The following is an 11,592-nucleotide window of genomic DNA, read 5'->3' as shown; positions in this document are numbered from 1 at the left end:
GACCCTTTTATGGAGCTGTTACAGGCCCAGCAGGGAACTTGCGCCTTATAGGTACCTAAATGTTCAACTAGCTGTTTTTAAAAAAGAAATATTTTAACTTGACAGGGGTAAGATAGGATGTCCCCCATGCCGCGCACAGATATTTCTTGAAGGCTTCTATGGTCTCCCTTCCCTTGCCCTCTGTGACAAAAAGAACCGGCCTGTCCTTGCGGTCAAGGTCTATGAATATCGTGACATAACGGTGGCCCTTGCCAGAAGATGTCTCGTCTATCCCTATGCCCTGAACCTGGCTAAGGTCCAGTCTCGACATGGCCTTGTTTACATAGTGGAAAACGATCCGCCATAGCCTTTTGTCGTTTATACCCATTATCCTAGAGGCTGCGGCTACCGGCATCTCCCGAACCAAAACCATGGCTGCCTGCTCAAACAACATGGTGAACCGGGTACCCTTATGAGCCCAAGGCACCTTGACCATCTTGACCCCATGCTCAGGACAATTGGTCCTTGGAACTGATGCTGTGATGTAGCAATGGTGCTGAAAGAAATTCAGATGCCTCCATGTCTTTTCTTGAAAATCATGGGCCTTACACATACGTCCACAAACTAGACATGGAAATTCAGACCCCCTGTCAGCCTTGATCCTTATTTTCAATTGGGCTCTACGTCTGTATCCAGAACCTGGCCTATTATCCTCCATAGTGGCTTGATGCCCAATCCCAATGAAATGACGTCGGATTCATTCATCTTAATACTCTCCTATCTGTTTCCTGTGGATTTGAATCTTACATCATTCAAATCCACAGGAAACGCCGAAGAGCCGGATAAGAATAAATCACGACACGAGGAGACACTAAGGCAATTGCTTGAAATCGTGTTGAATAAAAAAATATCTTTCTATTTAGTCGACGCTAAAAAAGGCCATTTTTAAGCAGATTGTCTCTGAGCAACAGCTTGTGGGCCAGCCAATAGCTCCATGTAAATTTGGCGCAAAAAGGCTGCCAGCCAGAGCAGCAGCTTGTGGAAATTCATCCCGGCTGCTGACAGTATGGCATTTATACAGTCTCCAAGTACTCCTTTGAGACGATTTTTGTCCATCCTGTGTTCATGTTTCAGATGACCAATGCCGGGCTCTATGGCTGCTCTGCGTTTCATCCATCTCCACAGACTCCTGGCTATCCGGCCTCTGCGAGATTTGTCCACATGAACTTTGACCCCTTTACCTGTGTAATTGTGCCCTCGATAACCCTGATCAACATAGGCCTCCTGTCTCAGGAACTGGGCAACGGCCCTGGCCTGGTGGACAATTATGCCCATGAGGCTCTCCCCCCGGAACTTGAGGATTTCCAAGGGGAGAGCCTCGATCCTGAAGATATGTTCAGACCAGTCCGGCATATACTATGATCGGCTACCTCCGGGCTATTTTGAGACAAGCTCGCCTAATGCCGCCTCCAGCCTGTCCATCCCCTCCCGGATTATATCTAAGTCCGTGGCATAGGAGAATCGCATGAAGCGGTCGTCTCCAAAGGCAACGCCCGGCACCCCGGCAATCTGGGCATTTTCCAACAGATATTCGGCCATGTCCAGCGAATTATTGATTTCTTTGCCTGATGCCTCTTTCCCATAATAAAATGAGAGATCCGGGAATACGTAAAAGGCCCCTTTGGGTTCTACACACGATATCCCCTGAATGGCCCTGAGTCTTTCCATAATGTAGTTTTTTCTCTCGAAAAAGGCCTCTTTCATCCTCATTACCCCGTCCTGGGGGCCGGTCAGTGCGGCCAGGGCGGCCTTTTGAGCTATCGAGTTGGGATTGGAAGTACTCTGGCTCTGTATCTTGGTTGCCGCCTTTACTACAGCCTCCGGACCTGCGAGATAGCCTATGCGCCAGCCGGTCATGGCATACGTCTTTGAGACACCGTTTACCACTACCACGTGATCCTGCGCCTCAGGGAGTACAGAGGCAATATTCTCCGGGCCTTTGTCGTCAAAGCGGATCCGGTCATAGATGTCGTCGGTGATTATTACAAAATCGTGTTCAACCGCCAGCTCAGCTACGGTCTTGAGGTCGTCTCTACTATAGACCGCACCAGTGGGGTTTGAGGGACTGTTCAGGATCATGGCCCTGGTCCTGGATGTTATCAAGGAGCCCAGTACCGCAAAGTCCAGTGCAAAATCCCTGTAAGGGTCACACGGAAGGAACTTGACGTTGCCTCCTGCAAGCTCTACTATTGCAGGATAAGAGACCCAGTATGGCACCGGAATTATGACTTCGTCTCCAGGATCCAAAACGGCCTGAGCCACATTGTACAGGACCTGTTTTCCACCGGTTGAGACCATGATCTGCTCAGGCCTGTATATCAGTTTATAGTCCTGTTCAAATTTGGCCGCTATGGCCTCCTTCAGCTCAGGAATACCGCCTACCGGCGTATATTTTGTGAATCCGTCCTTGATGGCCTTTATGGCAGCCTCTTTTATATGCTCGGGAGTGTCAAAATCCGGTTCTCCTGCTGACAGATTCACAATATCGACCCCCTGTGCCTTAAGGGTCTTGGCCTTTGTGTCTATCGCAAGTGTGGGTGACGGCTTGAGATTTCGTACACGTTCTGCAAGTGGGAATGTCCAGGACATCTGCTGTTACTCCTCTCGTCGATCATTAATAATTGAACGGTATTTCGGATTCATCGTATAAGACCCGCTTCAGATACAGACCCTGTGGCGGGGCAGTGGGACCGGCTGAAGAACGGTCCTTAGAGGCAAGCACATCGGCCATATCTTCATGAGGTCTCTTTCCAAGACCGATTTGAACCAAAAGCCCTGCAATGTTTCGCACCATATAACGAAGGAACCCGTCAGCGGCAATAGTAAACATATAGTGCAGGCCTCCGGACGGAGGGAATATTCCCCGGGTCATCGGTTTGATTTCACAGGAGTATATGGTGCGGATACCTGTCTTTGCATTGCTCCCGCTGGCCTTGAAGGCACTGAAGTCATGGGTCCCTATGAGAGGTGGGAGCGCCGTTTCCATGGAAGAAAGGTCCAGAGACCGGTTTAGCAGCCATGCCCTCTCATTCCAAAAGGGAGACCTGGTATCCGAAACCAGAATGTGATAACAGTATATTTTACAGATCGAGGCCCTGGTTGAGTGAAAGTCAGGGGAAGCCTCGGATGTGGCCAATATGCCTATATCCTCAGGCAATAGACTGTTCAGGCCTTTCAGAAATCCTTCAAGGGGTATTTTTGAATCAGTATGAAAATTTGCTACCTGGGCCAGGGCGTGCACCCCTGTATCGGTTCTTCCGGAGCCGATCAGGCAGACCTGCTCACCTGTCATCTTCTCCAGGGCGGCTTCGATGACTCCTTGGATGCTTATTTGACCGACTTGCCTTTGCCAGCCGTGATATCTTGTTCCGTTGTATTGGATGGTGAGCTTTATGTTTCTCAATGGAAGACGGGATCGGCCTGAAGAGCCCATGATCTAAGGATAAAGAGGCACCGTGTCCAGACCGAGGGATTCGTCCAGCCCGGCCATTATATTGAGGTTCTGGACAGCCTGTCCTGAGGCGCCTTTTACCAGATTATCTATGGCGGATATAAGTATGAGTGTATTGGTATGTCCGTCTACTCTTGCTCCAATATCGCAAAAATTGCTCCCCCTCACATAGGATACGTCGGGGAAAGCGCCCTCAGGGAATACGCGCACAAAAGGAGAATCTTCATAGAAATCTTTTATGGCAACGAGGACTTTGCCAGTGGATACTTCCCGGGTAAGCCGGGCATAGATCGTGGTGAGGATGCCCCGGGTCATGGGGACCAGATGCGGGGTGAAGGTGACGGCCACGGGTCTGCCTGCTGCTATGGAAAGTTCTTGTTCTATTTCAGGCATGTGACGGTGCTCAGCCACTTTATAGGCCTTGAGTGACTCATTGACTTCACAGTAAATGGTCCCCGGGGAGGGGCTTCGGCCAGCCCCGCTTGCTCCGGATTTAGAGTCCGCTATTATTCCCTTGGGGCTGACTATTCCCGAATGAAGCAAGGGGGCAAGAGGAAGGATCGCACCGGTCGGGTAGCAGCCGGGATTTGCTACAAGTTGCGCATGTGCAATATCTTTTCTGTAGATTTCAGGCAGTCCGTATACTGCCCTATCAAGCTGTTCAGGGGCAGCATGGGCCTGATGATACCAGGTTTCATAGGTCCGGCTATCCCTCAGGCGAAAATCAGCGGAGAGATCTACGACTCTCAATCCTGCCTCAAGAAATTGCGGAACAACCGACATGGCAGCCTTGTGCGGGACTGCTGTAAATATCCATTCGGCAGATCTGGTCAGGTACTTGACATCTGGCTCTGTGAAGAGAAGGCCATCGTAGCCATGCAGTGAGGGGAAGACCTCCCCTACAGGATGGCCTGCATATTTTCGCGAGGTCACTGCAACAACGTCTGCCTGCGGATGGAGCTTCAGGATACGCAGGAGTTCAATCCCAGTATAACCAGACCCTCCCACTATTGCTACGCGTAACATCGTCTTAATGCTTCATAAAAAAAGGGAAGGAGACCCTTCCCATTAAAAAGAGTAGCCATTCACGGAGTTACACCGTTTTACCGCAACCCACCGAACTGTAAGCGTTTACAAAAAAGATTTCCATCTTCCATTCGGCATTCTCTAACGCTTGGAGTACTGGTAACGCTTTCTGGCTCCTGCCAGTCCGTACTTCTTGCGTTCTTTCTCCCTGGCATCTCTGGTAAGGAAACCGGCCTTCTTTAAGGGAATTCGATATCCTTCATCGGCCTGAATGAGTGCACGTGCTATACTGTGCCGGACCGCCTCGGACTGGCCGCTTTTCCCGCCGCCCTTGACCTTGATCATGACATCGTACTTGCCGACCGTATTCGTAACAACAAAGGGCTGCTCCGCAATGAGACGAGCGGTATCTACATCAAAGTACTCATCAAAGGGCTTTCCGTTGGCTGTCATCCTGCCTTCGCCAGGGGATATCCATACACGGGCCCTAGCGGTCTTTCTCTTGCCGGTGGCATAATAGCGTGTCTGTTCCATATTTCCGGTATCCTAAGGAGTCATCAGTAGCTGTTGAGCTGGAGTTGTTCGGGAACCTGGGCCTGGTGTGGATGCTGTGGGCCGGCGTAGATTTTGAGTTTCTTGAGCTGGCTGCGTCCCAAGCGGTTTTTGGGCAGCATGCGTTTAACCGCCAGTCGAATTACGCTTTCCGGCTTCGTCTTCAATAATTTGCGGGCAGTAGTGGTCTTCAGATTTCCAAGATAGCCTGAATGCCTGTAATATGATTTCCTGTCCAGCTTTTCCCCGGTAAGCCTGATCTTGTCAGCATTCACTACTATAATAAAATCACCGGTATCCAGATGAGGAGTGAAAACAGGTTTGTGCTTACCCCTCAGTCGCGTGGCTATTTGAGTTGCCAGGCGTCCCAGAACCTTATCACTGGCATCTACTACATACCATTTACGTTCAATTTCATTCACCTTTGGAAGAGGCGTTGTCATACAATAAACTCCAATTTCTGACCAAAAAGAGGGTTGACCTCAATGAGAGGCATTGGACATCTAAAAGAAATGGAGACGATTGTCAAGGGTAAAAAAAGGATATCTCCTCCTCACCTCCGTGGAGCTTTCAGTGTCTTTGACTTCTTTCGTCTCGTAGACGACTTTGTCTGTAAATTCTGTGTGAGCAGTTACGGCTCAAAAGCTGATTCTGGCCTCCAGGGCTTTTTGCAATGTCATTTTATCTGCATATTTCAGATCCATGCCCATAGGTATGCCGCAGGCGATCCGGGTAACCTGTACGCCGTACTTTTTCAGGCCTTCAGCCAGAAATGCTGAAGTGGCCTCTCCGGCAACGGTGCTGCTCATTGCAATTATAACTTCTCTTATATCTTCTTTCTGTATACGTTCGAGGAGTTCTTTTATCTTCAGCTGATCCGGTCCTATCCCTTCCATGGGTGCAAGGACCCCGTGCAGCACATGGTAGCGTCCCCTGAAGGCCCCGGCCTTTTCCAGGGCCAGCAGGTCTCCGGGGTCTTCCACTACACAGACTATAGAGGCATCCCTTTTGGGGTTGGCACAAACGGGGCATGGATCCTGCTCGGAAAAAGTAAAACAAACAGAGCATAATCCTATCTTGTCGTGGAGTTCTGCGACGGATCTTACCAGTTCCTGGGCCTGGGCCCTTGGCCACCTCAATATCTGGAGGGCAAAGCGTGTGGCGGTCTTTTCACCGACTCCCGGAAGTCTTTCCAGGTTCTTAATAAGCCTGCTAAGTGCAGGCGGAAAGGCGGAGGACATTTCAATATCAGGACATTCCGGGCAACTTGAGGCCGCCTGTCAGCTTTGCCATTTCTCCTTCCACCATCTCTTTGGACCGGGCCAGTGCCTCATTTACCGCTGCCATTACAAGATCTTGCAGCATTTCTACATCTTCAGGGTCTACAACCTCTTTTTCAATGGTTATTGATACTATTTCCGGCTTTCCATTGGCAACGGCCTTAACCATCCCGCCTCCTGCAGAGGCCTCTATTTCCCTTGTGGCCAGTTCACTTTGGAGTTGTCCAATCTTGGCCTGGAGGCGTTGGGCCTGCCTCATCATTTCCTTGATATTTGGCTGCATTATATAGCTCCTTTTTAGATTACTTCCGTCCTTTATTGGAAAAGACTTTCACGTCGGAAATCCGTGCGTGAAAGACCTTGATAGCCTCCTGGACCAGTGAGGATTGAATAAGTTCGTCCCGCCGCAGGTTACCGGGCTTCCCAGCCCCTCCGGCATCATCATAATCTGCGTCGCAGGCATCTTCCACTACGACATCGATAGCGCGGCCGAAGAATTTCTTCGCCAACTCCCTCAGCCGTTGCTGATGGTCTGCTTCGCAGAGCAGGTCATGCTGCATACCTGGCCGGCACTTCAGCTGGATACGATCCCCGTTGCCGTCTGTATCGATCCCTTCGCAACAGACCAGCAACGACCCGAGGAAGGGCTTTTGCCCTTTAACAAAATCTACAAAATCACTCCATATCTCTGGATTACATATTTTGGCCGTCCGGGCAACAGAATCGTTTTTAGGAGATGCGGCTATTTCTTTCAGAGGTCTTTTGAAAAAATCCCCTTTCCCGATTCGTGCCGAAGATAAAAGTTTATCTACTTTTCCCATGAGATCATCTATGGCCACGACCTCTTTCATGCTGCACAGCCGGATCACCAGTATTTCAAGGGAAAGCCTGGGGGTAGTGCTCCTGTATACCGCCTCATGCCCCTTTATCAGGGCATCCAGTATCTGAAAAAGGCTATGGGCAGCATATTTTGAAATGACAGAAGAAAGCTCATCTATATCTTCCCTGCTCAAGTCCATCAAAGTCGCTGCGCTCTCGGGACCAAGATTTTTCAACACCACCAGGTGCCTGAAAAATACCACCAGGTCTGCAGTAAATTTCTGGATGTCCCCACCAAAACCATAGATTTCGTTAATGGGTCCGAGGGCCTTGACCATATCGCCTTCAAGTATGGCAACAGCAAGCTCCTTGAGCACCTGGATTTCCACAACACCAAGGACCTCGCAGACCTCTTTCAAAGAAGTCGCACCATAGGCAGCCACCTGATCGAGAAGGCTCAGGCTGTCCCTTACGCTGCCCTCAGCCTCTCTTGCCAGCAAAAGCGTTGCATCCTCCCGGAGCCCCATGCCCTCTGCCCGAACTATCTTACCCAGGTGGTTAGCCAGCTCTGCCGTAGCCAATCTGCGGAATTCATAGTGCTGGCACCTCGAATTTATGGTGGCCGGAATCTTTTGGGGTTCAGTGGTTGCAAATATGAAGTACACATGGGACGGGGGCTCCTCCAGGGTCTTCAAAAGGGCGTTAAAGGCCTCTTTTGTCAGCATGTGTACTTCGTCGATGATGTAGATCCTGTGTCTGCACCGGGTTGGACGAAATAATATATTTTCCCTTAGCTGGCGGATTTCATCAATACCACGGTTAGATGCTCCGTCTATCTCCTGTACGTCAACAGAAGATCCGGCAGTTATTTCCCTGCACACCCCACACCTGTTACATGGATCAGGGGCCGGACCGGATTCGCAATTCACGGCCTTTGCCAGTATCCTGGCCACGGAAGTCTTGCCGACTCCTCTGGGCCCGCTGAAGAGCAGGGCATGGGCAAGACAGTCGTTTCTTAAGGCATTTTGAAGGGTCCTGGTTACGTGTACCTGGCCAATTACCTCTTCGAATGTCTGAGGACGCCATTTTCTGGCAAGGACTAAATAAGACATGGACTGAGCTGAGTATCTCTCTGGAAAAAATGATAGCCAGGCACCCCTGCGACACACAAAGGGCCCTACTGCCGTTGCTTCCTTCCGGACCTGGCGGGGTTCGCAGGGTTTTGTTGCGCAGGACCCGGCTATCAATTTGTTATGTTTTTAAATAAAATATCTGGCGGAGAGGGTGGGATTCGAACCCACGGTACACCTTTTGGGCGTACACACGATTTCCAGTCGGGCCCCTTCGGCCTCTCGGGCACCTCTCCACATGTAATTATTCATTTCCAGGCTGCCTACTGCAATGAGTATAAAGTGTTGGCTCCGCATTGCTTCACAGCCATGGCTCTTCATAGATGATAAGCCCGATATACCATTGTGAGCCTTGGCAAGTCAACATTGATTACGCTGAAAATACCCCATCTGCGGCGTTGCTTCAATTTCTTCGTCACTGCAAGCGTACGCCAAGTACGCCTCACTCCCCGGAAATATTGATTTATCCCTATTCAAATAACCAAAACCCTTGGCGGAGAGGGTGGGATTCGAACCCACGGTACACCTTTTGGGCGTACAGACGATTTCGAGTCGCCCCCGTTATGACCGCTTCGGTACCTCTCCGCGACCTGGATGAATTTTAAATTATGACTATTGAGTTAGCTCCGCATCATATGCTAATTGTAACGGATTATTGGATGATTACCCAATAATCAAAGACTATATATCGAAGCGGAGCTAACTCAATAGTCATAATTTAAATTTCTACTTGCGCTTTTTCTGAAAGAAGGTCTGGATCAGCAACCGGCAATCCTCTGCGAGTATGCCACGGCTTACCTCAAGGCGGTGGTTCAGCCTTGGATCTTGAACAATGTTATAAAGCGTGCCGCAGGCACCGGCCTTGGGATCTTCGGCACCATACGCCAGCCGCCCGATCCGGGCAAGGACCATGGCCCCTGCACACATGGGGCAAGGTTCTATTGTAACATACAGCGTGGTGTCAGTCAGCCTGTAGCTGCCGAATCTTTCGGCCCCTTGCCTCAAGACCAGAATCTCGGCATGAGCCGTAGGGTCGCACTGTCTTAAGGACATGTTGCAGGCCCTGGCCAGTATTTGGCCCTTTTTATCAACAAGCACTGCGCCCACAGGCACCTCACCATGCCTGGCTGCCCTCCTGGCCTGCTCAAGGGCCAGTTCCATGTATTTCGCATCATCAAGCATAACAGTTGAAAGTCCAAGCCTCTGCAGCCGGCAAAAAATGATCATGCCAACTTTGCACTTGAGACCAGATCCACTTTTCCGCCATTCATTTTATAACACTTATCAGTCAATACTTGTATTACAGACGGAATCTGCGAGATCATCATCCAGGCCTTTCCCGGATAGTTCTGCAGCACCGAAATGAGGCGATCCGCGGTCTTTTCGTCAAGACCGGTCGTAGGCTCATCCAACAAAAGGACCTCAGGCCTCATGGACAATATGGTCGCCATTGAGACAAGCCGCTTTTCCCCGCCTGAGAGTTGATACGGAACCCGGTTTCTGAGATGGGATATCCCAAGCTCTTCCAGTGTCTGCTCCGCCCTTTCTGTTGCCTCCTTATGGCTCATTTCCATATTTAATGGCCCAAAGGCTACGTCTTCTATCACGCTCGGGCAGAAGAGCTGGTCATCAGAATCCTGGAAGAGCAAGCCGATTGCTCGACGGATTTCCTTGAAGTCCTGCTCTGTTTTGCGCCTTTTCCCGAATATATATATTTCACCTCTGTCAGGCTTGAGAAGGCCCAGGATTATGTGGAATAAAGTTGTCTTACCAGTACCGTTTTCTCCTAAGAGTCCGATTTTATCACCCTTTTCCAGGCATAAGCTGAGTCCTTCCAGTACCCTGTTTCCATTTGGGTATTGAAAGGATATCCCATCAAGATCTATCAGCGGCATGGATTTAACCACTCAACCCCAATGATGAGAAAAAGATATGCAGAGATAAGGCCAGCCAGGAAAAGATCTCTGCCATGGAAGCGAAAATGCGAAAGCAGCCAGAAAGTGCCGTCGAAGCCGCGACACAACATTGCCTTGTAAACCCTCTCGCCCCTTTCAAGGCTTTTGATGAACAGGGTCCCGATGAGATAGGCATAAGTTCGATAGGTATGCATGTTGGACCTGGGTTCAAATCCTCGGAGCTTGATGGCATGTTTCATGCGATGGAATTCAGAATCAATAACGTGAAAGTACCTCCAGGAGAAAAAGAAAAGTTGAACCATCTTGGATGGAACCCGGAGATGTGCCAGGGCATGGGCCAGTGAAAATATGGTCGATGTCGAAAGCAGGGCCAGATTTGCCAGTATTATTGCATTGCATTTAAGGCTTATTGACAGAGCGAGGTCAAGACCCTCAGATGTAATTACAACGGGGCCCAAGTTGATAAGGCCGGTCCCTGGTGTTGTCCAGGGAAGTATAAGCCACAATATCATGACAAAGAGATTGACCGCAAACAGACGACGAAATACTTCCTTTGAAGAGAGGCGGGCGGCCGTTACCAGGAGCAGGCCGCCCAAAAAGGCAAGGATCTGCCCTTCCAGACTTTCAAGCCCTACTGTTACAATGGCGTATACTCCGGCGAGAAGTATCTTTATTCTGGGATCTGCGGAATGGAGTGAGGAGTCTCCTGAGGCAAAACGTTCGCAGGTCATTTTTTGCGCCTTCTATGGGTGAAATATACTGCCAGACCCATCAGCCCGGCAATATATCCGAGCCCTGCAACCACGTTATATATTAACTCAGATAGAGAATATACCTCAAAAGCATATCATATATATCAGAAAAGAAATAGACTACCAAAAAAGAAACCTCCTGTTAAGATATATATAGGCACCAACCAAATAAAATCTCAAACAGGAGGCTTCAGTATGGATGACAGAGAGATTATCAGGCTTGAGCAGTTTCGTCAATTAAAGAAAGAGATCACTGGATATTTCATATAAGCGCAGGCGAATTTTGTGACGCAGCACAGGAGGCTCTTTTGAGCCTTCAGAGGCAAGCTGTGATCGTCTTTTCTCAAGCTATGGGTAAAAATACCACCATAGCCAGGATTGAGACGGCAACAGCGCAGATTATTTATGGGGTATAAAATTCGAACAACGAGGCTGGCAGATTGTCTCTGACAACAGCAGTACTCAAAAAAGGTGGAGGGAGAATTTCAGGAAAGAGCAGTAAAGTTCAGGAATAAAATCATTCCAGCTGAACACTGTACTTTTGTAATATATCTTCTTTGGTGATCCTTTCAGGAACTCCGGTTGGCATAAGAACATTACGACCGCAGAGAATGAAAACCTCATAGG

14 protein-coding genes, 2 tRNA genes, 1 other RNA gene and 1 pseudogene are annotated in these 11,592 nt (G+C 49.5%); 2 read left to right on the top strand and 16 right to left on the bottom strand.

All coding sequences use genetic code 11. The annotated features are described in order from the left end of the window. Positions 1 to 67: 67 nt before the first annotated feature. Positions 68 to 697, bottom strand: a complete 630-nt coding sequence (locus C4B57_04375) for a hypothetical protein (GenBank protein ID PXF55155.1) — start codon at positions 695 to 697, stop codon at positions 68 to 70. 27 nt (positions 698 to 724) lie between these two features. Here C4B57_04375 and C4B57_04370 point away from each other — a divergent pair, with 27 nt between their 5' ends. Beyond that, the gene (locus C4B57_04370) at positions 725 to 928 is read left to right on the top strand and encodes a hypothetical protein (GenBank protein ID PXF55154.1); all 204 of its coding nucleotides are present in this window, start codon (positions 725 to 727) and stop codon (positions 926 to 928) included. Here C4B57_04370 and C4B57_04365 read toward each other — a convergent pair. From C4B57_04365 to cbiQ, 15 genes and pseudogenes are all read right to left on the bottom strand, one after another. Then, positions 925 to 1,266, bottom strand: a pseudogene (locus C4B57_04365) (IS5/IS1182 family transposase). The gene C4B57_04370 and the pseudogene C4B57_04365 sit on opposite strands and share 4 nt — an antisense overlap. A 150-nt stretch (positions 1,267 to 1,416) precedes the next feature. Beyond that, positions 1,417 to 2,628: an aspartate aminotransferase gene (locus C4B57_04360; GenBank protein ID PXF55153.1), complete on the bottom strand. Its 1,212-nt coding sequence runs from the start codon at positions 2,626 to 2,628 to the stop codon at positions 1,417 to 1,419. Between the two features lie 25 nt (positions 2,629 to 2,653). Then, a complete protein-coding gene (locus C4B57_04355) occupies positions 2,654 to 3,472 on the bottom strand; it encodes a tRNA pseudouridine(38-40) synthase TruA (protein PXF55152.1) in 819 nt (272 codons plus the stop codon). A 3-nt stretch (positions 3,473 to 3,475) separates the two neighbouring features. After that, positions 3,476 to 4,516 carry an N-acetyl-gamma-glutamyl-phosphate reductase gene (locus C4B57_04350; GenBank protein ID PXF55151.1) on the bottom strand — a complete coding sequence of 347 codons (1,041 nt, stop codon included), beginning with the start codon at positions 4,514 to 4,516 and terminating at the stop codon, positions 3,476 to 3,478. Between the two features lie 141 nt (positions 4,517 to 4,657). Continuing rightward, positions 4,658 to 5,050 (bottom strand): 30S ribosomal protein S9, encoded by a 393-nt coding sequence (locus C4B57_04345; GenBank protein PXF55150.1) that lies wholly within the window; start codon positions 5,048 to 5,050, stop codon positions 4,658 to 4,660. Between the two features lie 23 nt (positions 5,051 to 5,073). Next, positions 5,074 to 5,511 carry a 50S ribosomal protein L13 gene (locus C4B57_04340; protein PXF55149.1) on the bottom strand — a complete coding sequence of 146 codons (438 nt, stop codon included), beginning with the start codon at positions 5,509 to 5,511 and terminating at the stop codon, positions 5,074 to 5,076. 195 nt (positions 5,512 to 5,706) lie between these two features. Next, entirely contained in the window at positions 5,707 to 6,315 is a 609-nt protein-coding gene (locus C4B57_04335) for a recombination protein RecR (protein ID PXF55148.1), read from the bottom strand. A 1-nt stretch (position 6,316) separates the two neighbouring features. Further along, on the bottom strand, positions 6,317 to 6,631 hold the full coding sequence (locus C4B57_04330) for a YbaB/EbfC family nucleoid-associated protein (protein ID PXF55147.1): 315 nt from the start codon (positions 6,629 to 6,631) through the stop codon (positions 6,317 to 6,319). Positions 6,632 to 6,650: 19 nt separating this feature from the next. After that, positions 6,651 to 8,279, bottom strand: coding sequence for a hypothetical protein (locus tag C4B57_04325; GenBank protein PXF55146.1), 1,629 nt, complete (start codon positions 8,277 to 8,279; stop codon positions 6,651 to 6,653). Positions 8,280 to 8,310: 31 nt separating this feature from the next. Continuing rightward, an RNA gene (ffs, locus tag C4B57_04320) (signal recognition particle sRNA small type) lies at positions 8,311 to 8,409 on the bottom strand. Between the two features lie 31 nt (positions 8,410 to 8,440). Further along, a tRNA-Ser gene (locus tag C4B57_04315) sits at positions 8,441 to 8,533 on the bottom strand. Between the two features lie 255 nt (positions 8,534 to 8,788). Next, positions 8,789 to 8,882, bottom strand: a tRNA-Ser gene (locus C4B57_04310). A 141-nt stretch (positions 8,883 to 9,023) separates the two neighbouring features. Further along, a complete protein-coding gene (locus C4B57_04305; GenBank protein PXF55210.1) occupies positions 9,024 to 9,479 on the bottom strand; it encodes a tRNA adenosine(34) deaminase TadA in 456 nt (151 codons plus the stop codon). A 41-nt stretch (positions 9,480 to 9,520) separates the two neighbouring features. After that, on the bottom strand, positions 9,521 to 10,192 hold the full coding sequence (locus C4B57_04300; GenBank protein PXF55145.1) for an ABC transporter ATP-binding protein: 672 nt from the start codon (positions 10,190 to 10,192) through the stop codon (positions 9,521 to 9,523). Continuing rightward, positions 10,183 to 10,944 (bottom strand): cobalt ECF transporter T component CbiQ, encoded by a 762-nt coding sequence (gene cbiQ, locus C4B57_04295; protein ID PXF55144.1) that lies wholly within the window; start codon positions 10,942 to 10,944, stop codon positions 10,183 to 10,185. The genes C4B57_04300 and cbiQ overlap by 10 nt, the downstream gene beginning before the upstream one ends. 3 nt (positions 10,945 to 10,947) lie before the next feature. Between cbiQ and C4B57_04290 the strand changes: the two genes are divergently transcribed. Then, positions 10,948 to 11,235 (top strand): hypothetical protein, encoded by a 288-nt coding sequence (locus tag C4B57_04290; protein PXF55143.1) that lies wholly within the window; start codon positions 10,948 to 10,950, stop codon positions 11,233 to 11,235. Positions 11,236 to 11,592: the final 357 nt, after the last annotated feature.

This window comes from Deltaproteobacteria bacterium, assembly GCA_003194485.1.
Lineage (GTDB): Bacteria > Desulfobacterota > Dissulfuribacteria > Dissulfuribacterales > UBA3076 > UBA3076.
This window is presented reverse-complemented; position numbering and strand designations above follow the sequence as displayed.

Bases quoted from the DNA above. Each gene is read 5' to 3' on its own strand.
- C4B57_04375 (PXF55155.1), bottom strand. From the start codon at position 697: ATGGAGGATAATAGGCCAGGTTCTGGATACAGACGTAGAGCCCAATTG.
- C4B57_04370 (PXF55154.1), top strand. From the start codon at position 725: ATGACGTCGGATTCATTCATCTTAATACTCTCCTATCTGTTTCCTGTG.
- C4B57_04360 (PXF55153.1), bottom strand. From the start codon at position 2,628: ATGTCCTGGACATTCCCACTTGCAGAACGTGTACGAAATCTCAAGCCG.
- C4B57_04355 (PXF55152.1), bottom strand. From the start codon at position 3,472: ATGGGCTCTTCAGGCCGATCCCGTCTTCCATTGAGAAACATAAAGCTC.
- C4B57_04350 (PXF55151.1), bottom strand. From the start codon at position 4,516: ATGTTACGCGTAGCAATAGTGGGAGGGTCTGGTTATACTGGGATTGAA.
- C4B57_04345 (PXF55150.1), bottom strand. From the start codon at position 5,050: ATGGAACAGACACGCTATTATGCCACCGGCAAGAGAAAGACCGCTAGG.
- C4B57_04340 (PXF55149.1), bottom strand. From the start codon at position 5,511: ATGACAACGCCTCTTCCAAAGGTGAATGAAATTGAACGTAAATGGTAT.
- C4B57_04330 (PXF55147.1), bottom strand. From the start codon at position 6,631: ATGCAGCCAAATATCAAGGAAATGATGAGGCAGGCCCAACGCCTCCAG.
- C4B57_04325 (PXF55146.1), bottom strand. From the start codon at position 8,279: ATGTCTTATTTAGTCCTTGCCAGAAAATGGCGTCCTCAGACATTCGAA.
- C4B57_04305 (PXF55210.1), bottom strand. From the start codon at position 9,479: ATGCTTGATGATGCGAAATACATGGAACTGGCCCTTGAGCAGGCCAGG.
- C4B57_04300 (PXF55145.1), bottom strand. From the start codon at position 10,192: ATGCCGCTGATAGATCTTGATGGGATATCCTTTCAATACCCAAATGGA.
- cbiQ (PXF55144.1), bottom strand. From the start codon at position 10,944: ATGACCTGCGAACGTTTTGCCTCAGGAGACTCCTCACTCCATTCCGCA.